The organism is Aeromonas sp. 2HA2 (assembly GCF_029237345.1).
Lineage (GTDB): Bacteria > Pseudomonadota > Gammaproteobacteria > Enterobacterales > Aeromonadaceae > Aeromonas > Aeromonas salmonicida.
This window is the reverse complement of the sequence record NZ_JAACGB010000001.1, coordinates 1-19,538: the sequence shown is the minus strand read 5'-3', so window position 1 is coordinate 19,538 and position 19,538 is coordinate 1. Positions and strand designations below refer to the sequence as shown.

Here is a 19,538-nt window from a genome sequence, read left to right as displayed (position 1 = left end):
TTAAAGCTAACTTGAGGTCAAGGGTGAAAACGGATCGCAAGTGGTTAGCCATAGGTCAGATAGCGAAGCGCGCCGGGGTCAATGCCAGTGCCTTGCGTTTTTACGAGCAGAAGGGATTGATCAGCAGCGTGCGCAGCGATGGCAGCCAGCGCCTCTATCCGCAGGATGCGCTGCGCCGGATAGCCTTCATCCGGGTGGCGCAGGGGATGGGTTTGAGCCTTGGCGAGATTGCCGATGCCCTCGCTGGCTTGCCAGATGGCCGCACGCCGGATCGCAGCGATTGGGAGCAGATAGCCAGCCAGTGGCAGGGCCTGCTTGATCAGCGCATCGAGGCTTTGGTGCAGCTCAAAGGCAAGCTCACCTCCTGTATTGGTTGTGGTTGCCTGTCCCTTGAGCACTGCGCCCTTTACAACCCGGATGATCAGGCTGCCGGACAGGGCGCCGGCCCCCGTTATCTGCTGGGGGATGTGCCGCCATCCGACCCGGGATCAGAAGAACAATGAACATGAGAGTCGACCTGGCATGCCATGCACTGGGCGACCTGAGTAATGAGCAAGGAGGAGACATGGCATTGCAACAGCTTAAACGGGAGTTGGAACAGTTTGGCGAGCGCAACGATGATGCGCAGCCGACCCGTGGCAGCAAGATGCTCAATATCACCCGCGATACCGGCGAGTTGTTGGCGGTACTGGTACAGACGCGGGGGGCTGAGGCCGTACTGGAGATTGGCACCTCCAACGGTTATTCCACTCTCTGGCTGGCCGAAGCGGTGCAAAGGCTCAATGGCCGAGTCACCACCATAGAGCGGGATGAGGGCAAGCGTGAACTGGCTGATATCAACTTTCAGCGTGCCGGCCTGAGCCCCTGGATCACCCAGTTGGCGGGGGAGGCTGAAACCCTGTTGCCCACTTTGCCAGAGGCCGGTTATCAGCTCATCTTCCTGGACTCGGATCGCCAGCGCTATCGTGTCTGGTGGCCACAGGTCCAGCGCCTGCTGGCCCCTCGTGGTCTGCTGGTGGTGGACAATGCCATCTCCCATCGGGATGAGTTGGCAGAGTGGATGGGAGAGGTGCAGCGTGATCCGGCCTTTGCGACTTCGCTGGTGCCTGTTGGCAAGGGGGAGTGGCTGGTGGTGAGTTTGTCGGGAGAGTGAGCATGGAGTTCAGAACCATGGAACCAAAAGCAGTGGTAGAGGCCTATTGGCAGGCCATGCAAAGCAATGATTTTTCGAGGGCGGCCCGCTGGCTCGGCGATGATTTTATCTGCGACTGGCCGCAGTCGGGGGAGCGCATCGAGGGGCGCTGCAACTTTGTCGAGATCAACCGCCGCTATCCGGCGGCAGGCCCCTGGAATTTTGACGTGGTCCGGCTACTGGAGCAGGGCGGTGAAGTCGTGACCGAGGTGTTGATAACCGATGGTGAGGTGCAGGCTCGCGCCATTACCTTTCACACAGTGCGCGGCAATGTCATCTCGCGCCAGACCGAGTTCTGGCCCGATCTCTACGAGGCACCCCGCTGGCGTCGCCCCTGGGTGACCCCCATTCCCCGGGAGCCGCAACCGGCCTGATGCATCCGTCAGCTGGCGCGCGTATGTCACCTTAAAAACAGCCCCGCAGATGCGGGGCTGTTTGTTGGCACAAAGGCGATGACGGACGGCGGATCAGACAGCCAGATAGTCCATGATCCCTTCGGCAGCCTTGCGACCCTCGTAGATGGCAGTCACCACCAGGTCGGAACCGCGCACCGCATCGCCACCGGCGAATACCTTGGGGTTGCTGGTCTGGAAGGGGTAGTCCGCCTGCTCGCTGGCCTGGATGCGATCCCGGTTGTCGAGCGCTATGCCAAACTCCTGCATCCAGGGCTGGGGGTTGGGCTGGAAGCCAAACGCCATCACCACGGCATCGGCAGCCAGCACCTGCTCTGAACCCTCTATCACTACCGCATTGCGACGGCCATTGGCATCGGGCGCACCGAGTTCAGTGCTCACCATCTTGATGCCACAGGTCTGGCCATCAGCATCCAGCTCGACGCCGATGGGCTGCAGGTTGAACATGAATTCGACCCCTTCCTCCCGGGCATTTTTCACTTCCCGCTTGGAGCCCGGCATGTTCTCGGCATCGCGGCGATAGGCGCAAATGACGTTGGCGGCACCTTGACGGATGGCGGTACGCACGCAGTCCATGGCGGTATCGCCACCACCGAGTACCACGACTTGTTTGCCGGCGAAGTCGATGTAATCGGCCTGCGCCTTCTCAAAGCCCAGCAGCCGGTTGGCGTTGGAGATGAGATAGGGCAGGGCATCGTATACACCGGGAGCCGTCTCATTCTCGAAGCCACCCTTCATGTACTTGTAGGTGCCGACCCCGAGGAAGACGGCGTCGAACTCGCCCAGCAGATCGGAGAAGGTGACGTCTTTGCCCACCTCGGTCTCGAGGCGGAACTCTATGCCCATGTCCTCGAAGATCTCGCGTCTGCGCTGCATCACCTCTTTTTCCAGCTTGAAGGAGGGAATGCCGAAGGTGAGCAGGCCGCCAATTTCCGGATACTTGTCAAACACCACGGCGCTGACGCCACCCCGTGCCAGCACATCGGCACAGGCGAGCCCGGCCGGGCCTGCACCTATGATGGCGACCCGCTTGTCGGTTTTCACCACATTGGAGAGATCCGGGCGCCAGCCCATCTCGAATGCCTTGTCGGTGATGTATTTCTCGATATTGCCTATGGTCACGGCGCCGAAGCGATCGTTCAGGGTACAGGCACCCTCACACAGCCTGTCTTGCGGGCAGACGCGGCCACACACTTCCGGCAGGCTGTTGGTCTGGTGGGAAAGCTCCACCGCCTCCAGGATGCGCCCCTCATTGGCCAGTTTCAGCCAGTTGGGGATGTAGTTGTGGACCGGGCATTTCCACTCGCAATAGGGGTTGCCGCAGTCGAGGCAGCGATCCGCCTGCATGCCGACCTGGGCCTGGTTGAAGGGCTCGTAGATCTCCACAAACTGGATCTTGCGGATCTTGAGCGGCTTCTTGGGCGGGTCGACCCGCTGGACATCGATAAACTGGAATACGTTCTGGCTCATAGGGTTCCCTCCTTATTGCGCCTGGATTCTGAGTTCTGCACTGGAACGGCTGGTGTGGCCAAGCAGGGACTTGACGTCGCTGGACTTGGGTTTGATCAGCCTGAACTTGGGCACATAGGAGTCGAAGTTGGCCAGGATCTCCTCGGCGCGCGAGCTGCCGGTCTCATTGAGGTGCGCCGTTATGATGCCGCGCAGGTGCTCCTGATGGATGGCGAGTGTCGCCACGTCCAGCAGTTCGACCAGCTCGGGGTTGGTGCGTTTGGCAAAGTTGCCGCACTCATCCAGCACGTAGGCAAAACCACCTGTCATGCCCGCCGCGAAGTTGACGCCGGTGGTGCCGAGTATGGTGACGATACCGCCTGTCATGTATTCACAGCCGTTGTCGCCTATCCCCTCGACCACGGCCAGAGCCCCTGAGTTGCGCACCGCGAAGCGCTCGCCCGCCGTACCGGCCGCAAACAGCTTGCCGCCGGTGGCGCCATAGAGGCAGGTGTTGCCAATGATGGCGGCTTCGTGGGACTTGAATGCCACGCCGACGTGGGGTTTGACCACCAGTTTGCCGCCAGTCATGCCCTTGCCCACGTAGTCGTTGGCGTCACCCGTGAGTATCATCTCGAGGCCACCCGCGTTCCAGACGCCGAAGCTCTGGCCCGCTGTGCCGTTGAAGTGAACCTTCACCGGATCGGCCGCCATGCCCTGGTTGCCGTGACGCTTGACGATCTCGCCCGACAGACGGGCCCCCACAGAGCGGTCTGTGTTGCGGATGTCGTAACGGAACTCGCCGCCCGACTTGTGCTCCACCGCCTCCAGCAGATCGTCCACCATCCGCAAGTTGAGCGGTCCCTTGTCAAAGGTGGGGTTGTGCTGCTGGCTGAACAGGCTGGAGCCCGCCGGAGCCACCGGACTTGCCAGAATGCCGGAGAGATCCAGCTTGGCCTGACGGGCGGTGAGGCCTGGCAGGGCTTCCAGCAAATCGGTACGACCGATGAGATCGGTCAGCTGGGTGACCCCCAGCTGAGCCATGAGTTCGCGCGTCTCTTCTGCGATGAACTTGAAGTAGTTCATCACCATCTCCGGCAGGCCGGTGAAGTGCTCGCGGCGCAGCTTCTCATCCTGGGTGGCGACGCCGGTGGCGCAGTTGTTCAGGTGGCAGATGCGCAGGTATTTACAGCCGAGCGCCACCATGGGGCCAGTGCCAAAACCGAAGCTCTCGGCACCGAGGATGGCGGCCTTGATGATGTCGAGGCCGGTTTTGAGACCGCCATCCACCTGCAGCCGCACCTTGTGGCGCAGGCCATTGGCAACCAGCGCCTGCTGGGTTTCCGCCAGGCCCAGCTCCCAGGGGGAACCGGCATACTTGACCGAGGTCAGCGGGCTTGCGCCCGTGCCACCGTCATAGCCTGAGACGGTAATGAAGTCGGCATAGGCTTTGGCCACGCCGCAGGCGATGGTGCCGACACCGGGCTCGGAGACCAGCTTGACCGACACCAGACAGCCCGGGTTGATCTGCTTGATGTCGAAGATGAGCTGGGCCAGGTCCTCGATGGAGTAGATATCGTGGTGCGGCGGCGGCGAGATCAGGGTCACGCCAGGCACGGAATAGCGCAACTTGGCAATCTGGGCGGTGACTTTGTCACCGGGCAGCTGACCCCCTTCACCGGGCTTGGCGCCCTGGGCCACCTTGATCTGCACCACGTCCGCGTTCATCAGGTAGTGGGGGGTGACGCCAAAGCGCCCCGATGCCACCTGCTTGATACGGGAATTTTTCTCGGTCCCAAAACGCTTGGGATCTTCGCCGCCTTCGCCGGAGTTGCTCTGACCGCCGAGGCGGTTCATGGCCACTGCCAGCGCTTCGTGCGCCTCAGGGCCCAGGGCGCCGATAGACATTGCAGCGGAGTCGAAGCGGGGGAACAGCTTGGCTGCCGGCTCCACTGCGCTGATGTCCACCGGATTGTCGACCTTCTTCAGAGCAAGCAGATCGCGCAGGGTAGAGACAGGGCGCTCGTTCACGAGCCGCGCATACTCCTTGTAATCGGCATAGTTGCCGGAGCGCACCGCGGTTTGCAGGGTCTGCACCACATCCGGATTGTAAGTGTGATACTCGCCGCCGTGGACAAACTTGAGCAGGCCACCCTGAGTGAGGGCCTTGCGTTGCAACCAGGCCTGACGGGCCAGATTGAACTGATCCTGCTGGATATCGGTAAAATCGGCGCCCTGGATACGGCTGGAGACACCACGGAAGCACATGGCGACCACGGCACTGGAGAGGCCCACGGCTTCAAACAGCTGGGAGCAGCGATAGCTGGCGACCGTGCTGATGCCCATTTTGGACATCACCTTGTAGAGGCCCTTGTTGATGCCGTTGCGGTAGTTGAGCATGGCCTGGCGCAGGCTCATCTTGAGCACGCCTTCCTCGACCTGTTTGGCGAGGGTTTCATAAGCCAGATAGGGGTAGATGGCGGTGGCGCCAAAGCCCAGCAGCACCGAGAAGTGGTGCGGGTCGCGGCAGCTGGCGGTCTCCACCAGGATATTGGCGTCGCAGCGCAGATTGTTGTCCACCAGGGTGCGCTGCACCGCGCCTACCGCCATGGCGGCTGGAATGGGTAGGGTGTCGGCACTGACGTCCCGATCCGACAGGATCAGCAGCACTGTACCGTTGCGGGCGGCAGTCTGGGCCTCTTCGCAGATGCGCACCAAGGCTGCTTCCAGTCCCTCTTCGGGCCTGAAGTTGAGGCTGATCACCTGATGGCGATAGTGCTCCCCTTCCAGCGCAAGCAACTGGTGGAAGTCGGAGTAGAGCAGGATCGGCGACTGGAACAGTACCCGGTGGGCGTGGCCGAAGGTCTCGTTGAAGACGTTCTGCTCGCGACCGATACAGGTAGCCAGCGACATGACGTGGTTTTCCCGCAGGGGATCGATCGGCGGGTTGGTCACCTGGGCGAACATCTGGCGGAAGTAGTCATACAGGGTGCGCTGGCTGGAGGAGAGCACAGCCATCGGGGTGTCATCCCCCATGGAGCCCACCGCTTCCTGACCGTTCTCGCCGAGCACGCGAATGATCTGATCCAGCTCCTCGTAGGAGTAGCCGAACAGTTTCTGATAGGTCTTGAGCTGATCGTCCGAGAACTCGCGGGCTCCCGTGCTGGCGTCATCCATCTGCTCGAACGGCACCAGCCGCTTGCAATGGGAGTCCATCCACTGTTTGTAGGTGTGACGGCTCTTGAGATCGTCGTCGATCTCGAAGCTGGTCCACACCTTGCCGTTGCTGGTATCCACCACGAACAGCTCGCCCGGGCCGACACGGCCCTTCTCCAGTACTTCATCCGGGGTGTAGTCCCAGGTGCCGACCTCAGACGCGAGCGTGATGAACTTGTCCTTGGTGATGACATAGCGGGCCGGACGCAGGCCGTTACGGTCCAGTGCGCAGGTGGCATAGCGGCCATCGGTCATGACGATGCCGGCCGGACCATCCCAGGGCTCCATGTGCATGGAGTTGAAGTCATAGAAGGCGCGCAGGTCGTCATCCATGTTCGGGTGTTTTTGCCATGCAGGCGGGATCAGCAGGCGCATGGCACGGAACAAGTCCATGCCACCGGCCAGGAAGAGATCCAGCATGTTGTCGAGGCTGGAGGAATCCGACCCTGTGGTGTTGACGAAGGGCGCCGCCTCTTGCAGATCCGGAATGAGCGGGGTCGCGAACTTGTAGCTGCGGGCTTTGGCCCACTGGCGGTTGCCAGCAATGGTGTTGATCTCGCCATTGTGGGCGAGATAACGAAACGGCTGCGCGAGCGGCCAGCGCGGGCTGGTGTTGGTGGAGAAACGCTGGTGGAACACGCAGATGGCCGATTGCAGGCGAATGTCGGCAAGATCCAGATAGAAGTGGGGCAAATCCACCGGCATGCACAGTCCTTTATAGACGGTGACCAGGTTGGAGAGGCTGACCACGTAGAAGTAGTCGTCGCTGATGCGCTTTTCGATACGGCGACGCACTATATAGAGGCGGCGCTCAAGATCCTTGTCGACCCAGCCTGGCGGCGCATTGACAAAGACCTGTTCAATACTGGGCAGGGAGGCTTTGGCGATGGGACCGAGCACATTGGTATCGATGGGCACCTTGCGCCAACCGACCAGACTCAAGGTCTCTCTTTCCAGCTCCTCGTCGATGATGTCGCGAGTCTGCTGGGCCAATACGGGGTCCGGGTTGAGAAACAGCATGCCGACCGCGTATTTGCGGCCCAGATGCCATCCTTTCTCTTCGGCGACGGCTCTAAAGAAGCTATCCGGTTTTTGCAGCAACAGACCGCAACCATCGCCGGTCTTGCCATCGGCGGAGATACCGCCGCGGTGCTGCATGCGAGCCAATGCTGACATCGCGAGACGGACAAGCTTGTGGCTGGCTTCACCTTCCATGTGGGCCAACAGGCCGAAGCCACAGTTATCCCTCTCCAGCTTTGGATCATATAGTGACATTGCATTTCTCCCTTGCTCGGCCTTGCATCGCAAACTGCATAAATTGCGATTGGCTCTTGTGGTTCCGTCCGCCTGACGTGGCGAATCTCCAAACTAATGGGATTTTTCGGCAAGGTCAATTGAACATCCCGGCTGTTTTCATTATTACAATGTCATAACAAAATGTTGGAGTGCGGGTATATATGGGGCTTTAATTGGTGATTGCTCTGGAAGTTTTTATTTTTACAGCATTTAATGTTGATATGTGGGCTTTTGTTGGTTGACTCAGTGGGGGAGGGGATTTGTAGTAATTTTACCAATTCATCAGGCAAGTGGCGGGGAGAGATCACAATTACGGACCACGAGTCTTGCTTTTGTCGTCAGTGAGTCTATGCGTGAATTTTCATTGCCTAACAGGTGGTTAGCTAACTGTTATTTATCAGGATTGCGCATGCAGTGTTTGGTGTAAGGGTTTCGAAAGCATCAACAACGACCCGCTTGCTGATATTTATCCAGATATTGGTGAATATTTATATGTTTTCTGACCTTCCCCTCCCTTGATCCAGCTCAGCGCCCTGTTTTTACAAGCTCGTACAATGACGCTCCTTTAGCGGAGGTGTCATGCAGTTACACGAACTAGTCAATACATTCGGTCAGGATCTCAAGCAACGCCACGGCCAGAAGATCCATAAGCTCTCTATTCACGGCGCTTTCACCTGCCCCAACCGGGACGGCACCCTGGGCCGTGGTGGCTGCACTTTTTGCAATGTCTCCTCTTTTGCCGACGAGTCGGCCCAGCAGCTTTCCGTGGTGCAGCAACTGTTGGCGCGCCGGGATGAAGTGACCCGTGCCAAACGTTATCTCGCCTACTTTCAGGCCTATACCAGCACCTATGCCGAGGTCGAGTACCTGCAACGCATGTATGAAGAGGCATTGTCAGTCAGCGACATGGTGGGTTTGTGTGTCGGTACCCGACCCGATTGCGTGCCGGATGCGGTGCTGGACCTGCTGGCGGCGTATCAGGCCCGTGGCTATGAGGTGTGGCTGGAGCTGGGGCTGCAAAGTGCCAATGACAAGACCTTGCAGCGCATCAATCGCGGTCATGGTTACGCCGCCTATGCCGATGCGGTTGCGCGGGCCCATCAGCGCGGCATCAAGGTCTGTGCCCATCTGATCGTCGGCCTGCCGGGCGAGGTGCCGATGGATAGCCTCGATACCTTGCATCGCATCGTGGCGACCGGGGTCGAGGGGATCAAGCTGCATCCGCTCCATGTGGTGGAGGGGAGCACCCTCGGCAAGGCGTGGCAGGCAGGGCGGCTGGAGGTGTTGTCGCTGGATCAATATGTTGAAGCGGCAGTGGCCATGATCCAGCACACCCCTCCCGAGGTGGTCTATCATCGCATCTCTGCCTCTGCCCGCCGACCGACCCTGTTGGCACCGGCCTGGTGCGAAAATCGCTGGACAGCCATGGCCGGGATTGCTAGTGAACTGGCCCGTTCCGGTGCTCAGGGACACAGTCTGGGACGGCCTTTCTCCCTTCCTGACCATATAGAGTAAGCAATCAAATTTCGTCAAAAAAACAGAGGGTTATTAGATGAAATTCAGTCTTTGCGGTATAGTTTCGGTAAAATTGTCTTGATATAGTATTCCGCTTGGAAAAGATATCATTATCAATAAGCGTGTATTGTTTCCAATTTGGGCGGGATATATCAGACATGGCGCCATCTTGTGTCGCTATCAAGCACTTTCATGCCGTACCGTCTTTGGGCGTAATGCCTCTCAGGTCTGATGATGATATCCAGTGTCATTTACCTGTGCTTAACGTTTATCAGGCTGTTGATCTCCATGCTGTGGGATCCTGATGTGTATTCCACGAGCGTGCGCGCGTCATGCAACCATGTGTGACCACAGATGCGCGATGATGACGGCCGACCTATTCAAGCAGTGACAGGATGCTATGCAAGCAGAAACGAACCGTATTGATGAGCTGTTGGAATGTCTGGTCTTTTTGACCCGCTTTTATGGCGTGCCCAACAGCAAGGATGCCCTGACGACGGGACTGCCGCTGGTCTCCGGCTTGCTGACTCCGAACCTGTTCAGCCGCGCAGCAGAGCGGGGGGGGCTTTCCGCACGGGAAGTGATCCAGCCCCTTGCCGACATCTCATCCTTGTTGCTGCCTTGCGTATTGCAGATGCGAAACGGTGGTGCTTGCATACTGCTGGAGTGGAACGAAGACAGAACCCAGGGCAAGGTGATTTTTCCTCAGGCGGGTGATGCCGCCCAGTGGCTCGGCGTTGCCCAGCTGGGTGACGAATATCTGGGCAGGCTCTTCTTTGTCAAAAAGCAGTTCAAGTTTGATGATCGCTCTCCCAAGGTACTGGAGACCCGTGATGGTCACTGGTTCTGGAGCACACTGTTTGAATCCCGCGGCATCTATCGGGATGTGCTGATTGCCTCCATTTTGATCAACCTGTTTGCGGTGGCCAGTCCGCTGTTCACCATGAACGTCTATGACAAAATCGTGCCCAACCTGGCGTTCGAGTCACTCTGGGTGCTGGCGGTAGGCGCCATGGTGGTGTTTACCTTTGATTTTGTGATGCGCCAGATGCGCAGCTATTTCATTGATATTGCGGGAAAAAAATCCGATGTATTGCTGTCGGCCAAGATCTTCGCCAAGGTGATGGGCATGCGGATGGAGTCGAGACCGGCTTCCACCGGCGCTTTTGCCAAACACCTGCAAGAGTTCGAGTCCGTACGGGAGTTTTTCACCTCAGCCACTGTCTCGACTCTCATCGATCTGCCGTTTGCGGTCTTCTTCCTCTTCATTATCTGGTTGTTTGCCGGCGTCATGGTGGTAGTGCCCATCGTCGCCATGCTGATCCTGATTATTTACAGCTTCTATATTCAGGCGCCGCTCAAGCAATCCATCGAAGAGGGTTCTCGCCTCGCCTCCCAGAAGAATGCCAACCTCATCGAGAGTATTTCCGGACTGGAGACCGTCAAGATCTTCGGCGCAGAGAGCATGTTCCAGCATCGCTGGGAACAGGCTGTATCCCACATCTCTACCTGGGGCGTGCAGACTCGCCGCATCACCAACTCCATGTCCTCCCTGGCCAGCTATATCCAGCAGGTGGTAACCGTGGGTCTGGTGATCGTCGGTGTCTACCAGATATCGGAAGGGCTGGTCACCATGGGGGGCATGATTGCCGCCGTCATGCTTTCCAGCCGCGCCATCGCCCCCATGGTGCAACTCTCCGTGCTCTCCACTCGTTACAATCAGGCCAAGTCCGCGCTGGAGATCCTGGAGAAAATAATGATGACACCGGGTGAGCAGGAGGAAGGGAAGCAGTACATTCACCACCCCATCATCTCCGGGCGCATTGAATTTGATAATGTGTCGTTCAAGTATCCGGGGATGGAGACGAGCACGCTGCACAATATCAATCTGCGTATTGAGCCGGGTGAGAAGGTGGCCATCATAGGTCGGATCGGGGCAGGCAAGACCACTCTCGAAAAGATTCTGATGGGGTTGTATCGACCCACCGATGGTTCGGTCCGTCTCGACGGGTTCGAACTGGATCAGCTGCCCGCATCTGTGATCCGGCGAAACATAGGTTGTGTCCCTCAGGATGTGACCCTGTTTTTCGGCTCTGTGCGTGACAACATCATGCTGGGCAATCCGCTGGTGGACGATGCGCGTGTGCTGCGTGCGGCCAAACGGGCCGGTGTCACCAACTTTACCAACCGTGACCCGAACGGTCTGGACAGACAAATAGGGGAAGGGGGACGTCAGCTCTCCGGCGGTCAGCGTCAGGCGATCCTGCTGGCACGTGCTTTGCTCAACGATCCCCCCATTCTGGTGATGGACGAACCCACCTCCAACATGGATAACCAGTCAGAGATGCAGGTCAAGCATGAGCTGGCACGACTGGGACCGGAAACCACCCTGATCCTCATTACTCACAAGACCTCCATGCTTGATGTCGCATCGCGGGTCATCGTCGTGGAGCAGGGGCAGATAGTGGCAGATGGACCCAAAGATGTAGTGTTGCAACAGTTGAAGGAAGGCAAGGTGCGAGTGCAGGAGGCGTCCAATGGCTAAATTTGGCCTGTTCAAGAAGTCGCCGTCCGATACAGTGCTGCCCGCACCCGAACATCTGGAGTTTGTCGATGATGGCGCTGCTGCCGTCCTGCTGAGTACTCCGACCCGGGCCAGAGTATTGTTGTGGGCCTGTTTTCTGTTCTTCATGAGCGCCATCGTCTGGGCTGCCTGGGCCGAGCTGGATGAAGTGACGGTCGGGCAGGGCAAAGTCATCCCGTCCCGTCAGTTGCAGGTGATCCAGAACTTGGAAGGGGGGATCGTCAAGGAGATCTTCGTCAGGGAGGGGGACATAGTCGAAGAGGGGCAGCCGCTGCTGCGTATCGATGACACCCGTTTTCGCTCTGATTTCCGTGAGCGTGAACAAGAGCTGGTGACCCTCAAGGGTGGTATCGCCCGGCTAAGGGCCGAGATTAAGAGCGTGGTGGTCAAGACAGGGCCGAACCTGAGCTGGCGTGAGCAGGTGCTCATCGACAAACAGCCCATCGACTTTCCCGAGGGCTTTGAAAATGTCTTTGCCGAATATGCTGCCCGTGAAAAGTCGGTTCAGGATGAACGACTTAATAGCCTGAATAACCAGCTCTATATACTTGGCCAGCAGATCGAGCAGAAAGAGCAGGAGCTGATCGAGCTCAATGCCAAGATAAGAACCGTCGGGCGCAGTGTTGATCTGGCCCGGCAGGAATTGAACATCAGTCGTCCACTGGCCAAAGAAGGGATAGTCCCCCAGGTAGAGCTCATCAAGCTGGAACGCCAGGTCAACGAGATGCAGGGAGAGCTGGAGAGCAACCGGCTTATTATTCCCAAACTCAACTCTGTGCTGAGAGAAAGCATTTCCAAGCGCAACGACATTGCATTGAAATTCCGGGCTGACTCACAGACCGAGCTCAACGAACTTCAGGGCAAATTGAGACAGTTGTCGGAAGGGCAGGTCGGGTTGCGAGACAGGGTCGACAGGACCAGCGTCATTGCGCCCCTCAAAGGCACCATCAAGAAACTCAAGATCAATACGCTGGGTGGGGTGGTGCAACCGGGTATGGATTTGATGGAAATCGTGCCGCTGGAAGACACCTTGCTGGTAGAGGCCAAGGTTTCCCCGAAAGACATCGCATTCTTGCGGCCAGGGCTTGATGCCGTGGTCAAGATCACTGCTTATGACTTCACCGTTTATGGAGGACTACATGGAAAGGTCGAACAGATAAGTGCTGACTCGATCCAGGATGAGGAGGGGAACTCCTTTTATCTGGTTCGTGTCCGCACCGAGAAGAGTTACTTGGGCGATGAGCTTAACGCACTTCCCATCATCCCCGGTATGTTAGCCAGTGCAGATATTATTACTGGTAAAAAAAGTGTCCTAGACTATTTGCTTAAGCCGATATTACGGGCGAAACAGTCGGCACTGAGAGAACGATAAGCCAACAATCTAAAAACAACATGACTGGAGATACCATGAAGAAGACGATTGTTGCCATGTTAGCAAGTGGCGCCGTGCTGTTCCCGGGCCTTACCCAGGCTCAAACGCTGGAACAGTCAGTGGCACAGTCACTGGCTACCCATCCGAAAATCAAGGAAGCTTTTGATCTCTATCAGGCACGACTGTATCAGCATGATGGAGCCAAAGGTGGTTACTACCCCACTATCGATCTGCGCGGTGGTGTCGGTTATGAAAAGACCGATAGCCCCTCCACCCGTGCCGCGGGTGCCAATAGCAATATTGACGACTCCATGACCCGTAAAGAGGCCGGGCTCAGTCTGCGCCAGATGCTGTTCGACGGTTTCAATGTCAGCAGCAACGTGGCCCGGACCGATGCCGAAGCCAGCGCCCAGCGTCTGGCCATGATCTCCGAGGCAGAGAACACGGCGCTGCGCGTGGCTGAGGTATACCTCAACATGTTGCGTCAGCAGGAGATTCTGGAGCTGTCCAAGCAGAACCTGGAAACCCATGAGCAGATCCGCAGCGACATCAGCAAGCGGACCGACTCTGGCCTGGGCTCGACTGCGGACCAGACCCAGATCGATGGTCGGGTTGCCAGAGCCTATGCCAACCAGGCTGCTGCCGAGAACAACTATCGCGATGCCGAGAGCGAATTCATTCGCGTCGTCAACGAGATGCCCAAGGATCTGGTACAACCGGTTCCCGATGGACAGTTCATTCCAGCCAGTCTGGATGCCGCGCTGAAAACGGCCACCGAAGTACATCCGACCCTGCTCTCTTCCCTGCAGGATATCGAAGCGGCCAAGTATCAGCATGAAGGCTCCAAATCCGGCTTCTATCCGAACGTCACGTTCGAAGTGGATCAGAACTGGAATGAGGATATCGATGCGGTCAAGGGACGCAACGATGATCTGACGGCCATGGTTCGGATGCGTTACAACCTGTTCCGCGGTGGTTCTGATCTGGCAGAGAGCAAGGCTGCTTCATCCCTGTACTCCCAGGCGAAAGACATTCACCTGAATGCCTTCCGTCAGGTTGAAGAGGGAACGCGTTTGGCCTGGAACGCCAAAGAGTCTTTGACCAAGCAGAAGACCTTCCTCAAAGAGCACGTTGACGCCAGCTATGACACTGTACAGGCGTACAAGAAGCAGTTTGGTCTGGGTCAGCGTACCTTGCTGGACGTGTTGAACACCGAAAACGAACTGTTCGAGGCGCGCCGCAGTTACATCACGGCCGAGTATGACGCCCTGCTGGCGGATTACCGCATCCTCAACGCGACAGGCAGTTTGCTCAACGCGTTTAACGTGCAGCAGCCGGCCGAATGGCAAGCTAAACGGTAATGGAGAACGCATCAGGTTTGATGCGAGTGAAAGGGATGGTCGCAGCTGTGCTGCCACCATCCCTTGTCTCTAACGGTCTGATGCTTGGCCGGTGCAGTGACAGTCATTGGATGCCCATGGGATGAGTGTGACGGTGTGGTGGAAGGCAAGCGGTTTCAGCAGGGCGTCAGCCTCGGGGTTGGGTCTGCTTTTGCGCGCTCGCTGGCTGCGTTACTCACTGTGGTTGTTGCTGGTTTCGCTTCCGCTCCTCCTCTCCGCCAGTCAACCTTTGACACCCGAAGACCTCAAGCTGGTCCAGCGCGCCGAGGAAACCTATGGGGCCAGGGCAGGCAAGCGCGTGACAAGCTGGCGTACGCTGGTCATGCAGAATCGTGCAGCCGGGCTGAATGAACGCCAGAAACTGGAGAAGGTAAACCAGTTTTTTAATCGAATGCGCTTCATTGATGACATCAAGTTGTGGCGCAAGAAAGATTACTGGGCCACCCCGTTGGAATTTCTGGGGGCGGCCGGCGGTGATTGCGAAGACTTCAGCATTTCAAAATACTTTACCCTGCTGGAGCTTGGCATTCCCGATGAGAAAATGCGGATGGTATATGTCAAGGCATTGGATTATAACCAGTTTCATATGGTTGTTGCCTACTATGACACTCCGTCCTCCGAACCTGTGATTTTGGATAATTTGATCGGCTCGATCCGTCCTGCCAGCCAGCGCAGGGATCTGGTGCCGATATACAGCTTTAACGGTAGTCACTTGTGGTTGATGAAGGCGCGTGGTCAAGGGGAACTGGCTGGGCAGTCGTCACGCTTGGGATTATGGACTGATTTACGCAATCGCATGACTTCCGGGCGATTGGCTCGGCCTGTGGTGAATTTGGATGATTAACCTATGACGCTCTACAGACAATTATTGGCAACCATGTTGATCCTGTTCGGCTTGTTGTTTGCAGCCACCTATTGGGTGCAGTTCAATTCGACCCGAACCTATCTGGCCCAGCAGCAGGAAACCACCGTCATCAATACCGCCACCTCGCTCGGGTTGGCGCTGACCCCGTATTTGGAAAACGGTGACAAGGTGGGAGCTGAGTCTGTCATCCAGGCCATATTCGATGGCGGCTATTATCAGTTGATCCGACTGGATCTGCTGGCGTCCAAAGATGTTATCGAGCAAGAGAACACCAGCAACATTCAGGGCGTACCACAGTGGTTTATCGGCTTGGGGTTGTTTCCCGAAGTATCCAACGAGTCAATTCTGACATCCGGCTGGCTGCAACTGGGCAAACTGAAAGTGGTGGGCCACCCGGGACAAGCCTATTACGAGCTGTGGCGAGGTATGAGCGAACTGGCAAGCTGGTTCCTGATCGGTTTTTTAATCACCACCATTTTGCTGATGAGGGCACTGAATTATCTGCTCAAGCCACTCAAGCAGATTTGCGAGCAGGCGGTGGAGATTGAACTTCACCATTTCGGTCACGCCATTCCAGAGCCCAAGACCCACGAATTGAAGCAGGTAGTGCAGGCCATCAATACCCTCTCCAGCAAGTTGGCACTGCAGTTTAAAGAGCAAGCCGATGAAGCTGAAAAGCTGCGGGAGCGGGTCTATGTGGATGCGGTTTCCGGGCTTGGCAACAGGGCCTATTTTGTCGGTCAGGTCAACGCCTGGATTGCCGAGGCAGGACAAGGTGGTGTCATGCTGGTGGCGGTCGACATGCTCGATGATTTGTACCGCGAAGAGGGGTTTGCCGCGCGGGACAACATGGTCAAGTCCATCGCCCAGACCTTGAAGGATCAGCTGAAGGGGTGGGATGGTGCGGCTCTGGCGCGGATCTCTGCGACTGAATATGCACTGCTCTGTCCAACCGATGATCTGACCCAGTTGAAAGATCTGGCGGAGGTTATCAACAGCCGGATTGCCGACCTGGTCGTTAATCCGATGGGTGAAGGAGATGCCCTCTCCGTCATCGGTATTGCGGGCCGTGATGGCAATGACGATCTCTCCGCCTTGCTGACCAAAGCCGATAACGCCCTTGGCAAGGCCCGCAACGAACGCCGTGGCGCCGTGGTCATGGAAGGGGGCACAGATCAGGGAATGATGGGGCGCCTGGCTTGGCGCGATCTGGTGCAAGATGCCATTTCACGGCACTTGTGGCGCTTCAAGGCTCAACCGGCCTGCCGATTCGACAATGGGGTGCGGTTGCATGCCGAGTTGTTTGCCTCTATTTCGCGGGATGGAACCGACTACTTTGCGGGCCAGTTCTTGCCAGCCATCGAACAATTCAAGTTGGGGAGTGAATTTGATCAGGCGGTATTGGATGCCTGCGTTCCTTTGCTTAAACAGCAATCAGACTTGGTGCTGGCCATCAATATCACGGTAGGTTCCCTCTGCTCTGACGAGTTTCTGACCTGGCTGACGGAGTACCTGACAGCCCAAGCAGAGTTAAAGGATCGTTTGCTGTTTGAAATACCGGAAGCCGCCATCATGAAGCATAAGGAACATGTGACCGCGCTGGTGAATACTTTGCAGGAGCATGGATTTCAGTGGGGGGTTGACCATTATGGTCGTCACTTCCAGTCTCTGGGTTATCTGGAAGAGCTGGCTCCGGCGTATGTCAAGGTCGACCATGGTTATACCAGTCAGGTCATGGAGCCGGGGGCAGACACCTCTTTCCTGGCCGCGGTTTGTCGCGCCGCCCACAATGCGGGTGTGACGACCATCGCAACCCGTGTTGAGGATCAGCATCAGGTCGAGCTGCTTTCCAAGCTGCATATCGACGGTTATCAGGGCTTCGTACACCCTGCATTTCCCTTGCCCTGAGCAATCGATATTCACAGTGAGGCCCCATAGGGGCCTTTTTTTATGCGAAATATAAATAAGCATGGAGGTTTTTTAATGGCAAATCTGCTAAGGCTTTACTCGAATCCCAATTAAGTGATTGATTCAATAATATAAAAAAGACCCTTCGATTTAATGGGTGGCATTGCTCTTGGTTTGAACCAACCTTATACATTTTTGCAACGGAAGCCAGGGGGACGGGTATCTATGGTGTAGACATCAAGATCTGTCATGTTGGAGCAATGGATATGCGTACTCAAGTGATCGACAAAACCGTGGTGGTGTCTTCTATTGAAGGCAATGTTCAAATTTTGCTGGCTGATGGTAGCAGCCGCCCGCTGCAGAAAGGTGAAATTCTGCAGCCTGGTGCCAGGCTCAACATCGCAGATGACGCCAAGCTGTTATTGGCTTCCTATGACGATTCTCCTACGGCCACCACGCCAGACTCCTCCGCCCCGGATGTGCCTGTACCGGGATTGCAACAAGTGCCAGATGATGGCACAGCTACCTCCCCTGAAATCGCGGCATTGCAACAGTCGATCTTGCAAGGTATCGATCCGACACAAAACTTTGAGGCTTCTGCTGCCGGTGGGGCGCCCGCTGCTGGTGGGGGCGGTGGCATTGGTGGAGTCGCCGGTGCCAGTGGTAATGGCGGTTTTGTCACCATTGATAGAACGGGTGATGCAACCATTGCCGCAGCCGGATTTGACACCACTTATCAAACTGAGCCTGTGGTGGATACAGAGCAACTCGCAGAGCCACTGCTGACCAATGAATTGAGTGATGAGGGAGAGCAGCTGACAGTTTCTGAGGGTGGAGTGCTCAATGGCAATGTGCTCACCAACACCGTCAATACGGATGGCCCTGAAGCTGCATCGGTGCCGATCTTCAGTTGGGGGGACAATATCAATGTGACTGCCGGTACGAGCGTCACGATTGATGGTATCGGCAGCCTCATCGTCAACTCCGATGGCAGTTTCACCTTCACGCCTGCACCCAACTATGATGGTGCGGTTCCGCCTGTTAGCTATGTGGTAACCGACGGAGTAGATACGGTGACCTCTACGTTGACCTTGACCATAGACCCGATAAATGACCTAAGTGATGGTGATGAGGCGTTCTCCATCGCAGAAGACACATCTGTCTTGGGTAATGTATTGAGTAATTCAGTGAATCCCGATGGGCCGCAGGGGGCCAGCGTAGTGAGTTATAGCTGGGGGGATGTGCTTGGTATTGCGGCAGGAACAACCACGGCTCAAGAAGGGATTGGTACGCTGATTATTAACAGCGATGGCAGTTTCTCGTTTACTCCCTCTCCTGATTTTTCCGGCGCTGTTCCACCGGTTAGCTATCTGGTAACCGATGGAGAAGACACAGTTACCTCAGTGCTGACCATCAATGTTACCCCTTTGGGAGACATCGACTTCAATGCGCAGACACTGAACGTGGTGAGTACCGAGACTGATGCCGGGCTGCAGGTGGAGTTGACCAACACAGTGACCCTCAGTGACAGCGATGGCTCCGAGAGCTGGACCAGTCTGGTGTACACCTTTGACAACCTGCCGGCGGGGACCACGGCGGTGGGAGGCACCCTGGTGGGTAACGTGCTGACGGTGACGGTCACCGGCGGGGCCTTGCCGGGTGCGTTTGGGCTGGTGTTCCCGGCGGACTACTCCACGACCGGGGTAGCGGGCAGCGCGACCAACAGCGGAGCGCCGATAGGCTACACGGTGGTGGCGACCACCAACGAGGGCAGTGCCAACAGCAGCGGAACTGTCACCATCAACGTGGAAGGGGACATCAGTGTCAGTGCGACCAGCCTGGTGCTGGGTGAAACGGATGCGCCGGTGGCGGTGTCGCTGGCGGCGCAGTTGAGTGTCAATGCAACGGATACGGATGGCTCGGAAGAGGTGACCGGCGTGACGGTGACCCTGAGCAATGTGCCGGAAGGTGCGGTGATGGGGGCTGGCTGGGTGGCTGGCGCAGTGGGCAGTTACAGCTGGAGCGGTGCGAGCGTGGCGGGTGTGCCGGGCTTTACCTTGCCGGCGGACTGGAGCGGGGTAGTGAATGGCAATGTGGCGGGGACCACGGACGAGGGCGGGGCTGCCAATCAGGACTTCACCGTGACGGTCACGGCTGGCCATGACATCGACTTCAATGCGCAGACACTGAACGTGGTGAGTACCGAGACTGATGCCGGGCTGCAGGTGGAGTTGACCAACACAGTGACCCTCAGTGACAGCGATGGCTCCGAGAGCTGGACCAGTCTGGTGTACACCTTTGACAACCTGCCGGCGGGGACCACGGCGG

12 protein-coding genes are annotated in these 19,538 nt (G+C 57.2%); 10 read left to right on the top strand and 2 right to left on the bottom strand.

Annotated elements, in window-relative coordinates:
* Positions 1 to 23 precede the first annotated feature (23 nt).
* From soxR to GWQ29_RS00050, 3 genes are all read left to right on the top strand, one after another.
* A complete protein-coding gene (soxR, locus tag GWQ29_RS00060; protein ID WP_265422567.1) occupies positions 24 to 503 on the top strand; it encodes a redox-sensitive transcriptional activator SoxR in 480 nt (159 codons plus the stop codon).
* 62 nt (positions 504 to 565) lie between these two features.
* The gene (locus GWQ29_RS00055) at positions 566 to 1,153 is read left to right on the top strand and encodes a class I SAM-dependent methyltransferase (protein WP_265422568.1); all 588 of its coding nucleotides are present in this window, start codon (positions 566 to 568) and stop codon (positions 1,151 to 1,153) included.
* A gap of 2 nt (positions 1,154 to 1,155) precedes the next feature.
* A complete protein-coding gene (locus GWQ29_RS00050; protein WP_034524486.1) occupies positions 1,156 to 1,566 on the top strand; it encodes a nuclear transport factor 2 family protein in 411 nt (136 codons plus the stop codon).
* Between the two features lie 93 nt (positions 1,567 to 1,659).
* On the opposite strand, the gene GWQ29_RS00045 is transcribed toward GWQ29_RS00050, so the two are convergent.
* A complete protein-coding gene (locus tag GWQ29_RS00045) occupies positions 1,660 to 3,075 on the bottom strand; it encodes an FAD-dependent oxidoreductase (protein ID WP_265433887.1) in 1,416 nt (471 codons plus the stop codon).
* Positions 3,076 to 3,087: 12 nt separating this feature from the next.
* Entirely contained in the window at positions 3,088 to 7,545 is a 4,458-nt protein-coding gene (gene gltB, locus GWQ29_RS00040; protein WP_275918490.1) for a glutamate synthase large subunit, read from the bottom strand.
* 600 nt (positions 7,546 to 8,145) lie between these two features.
* Between gltB and GWQ29_RS00035 the strand changes: the two genes are divergently transcribed.
* The 7 genes from GWQ29_RS00035 to GWQ29_RS00005 form a co-directional block, all read left to right on the top strand.
* Positions 8,146 to 9,081 carry a TIGR01212 family radical SAM protein gene (locus tag GWQ29_RS00035; protein WP_265422570.1) on the top strand — a complete coding sequence of 312 codons (936 nt, stop codon included), beginning with the start codon at positions 8,146 to 8,148 and terminating at the stop codon, positions 9,079 to 9,081.
* A 400-nt stretch (positions 9,082 to 9,481) separates the two neighbouring features.
* A complete protein-coding gene (locus GWQ29_RS00030; RefSeq protein ID WP_265422571.1) occupies positions 9,482 to 11,626 on the top strand; it encodes a type I secretion system permease/ATPase in 2,145 nt (714 codons plus the stop codon).
* Complete coding sequence (locus GWQ29_RS00025) at positions 11,619 to 13,037, top strand: HlyD family type I secretion periplasmic adaptor subunit (RefSeq protein ID WP_059113185.1); 1,419 nt, start codon at positions 11,619 to 11,621, stop codon at positions 13,035 to 13,037. The genes GWQ29_RS00030 and GWQ29_RS00025 overlap by 8 nt, the downstream gene beginning before the upstream one ends.
* 35 nt (positions 13,038 to 13,072) lie before the next feature.
* The gene (locus GWQ29_RS00020) at positions 13,073 to 14,398 is read left to right on the top strand and encodes a TolC family outer membrane protein (RefSeq protein ID WP_265462228.1); all 1,326 of its coding nucleotides are present in this window, start codon (positions 13,073 to 13,075) and stop codon (positions 14,396 to 14,398) included.
* Positions 14,399 to 14,519: 121 nt separating this feature from the next.
* Positions 14,520 to 15,281 carry a transglutaminase-like cysteine peptidase gene (locus GWQ29_RS00015; protein WP_265462227.1) on the top strand — a complete coding sequence of 254 codons (762 nt, stop codon included), beginning with the start codon at positions 14,520 to 14,522 and terminating at the stop codon, positions 15,279 to 15,281.
* Positions 15,282 to 15,284: 3 nt separating this feature from the next.
* Positions 15,285 to 17,210 (top strand): EAL domain-containing protein, encoded by a 1,926-nt coding sequence (locus GWQ29_RS00010; protein WP_275918489.1) that lies wholly within the window; start codon positions 15,285 to 15,287, stop codon positions 17,208 to 17,210.
* 266 nt (positions 17,211 to 17,476) lie between these two features.
* Positions 17,477 to 19,538 (top strand): retention module-containing protein (locus GWQ29_RS00005; RefSeq protein ID WP_275918488.1); only part of this gene is annotated, 2,062 nt, incomplete at its 3' end.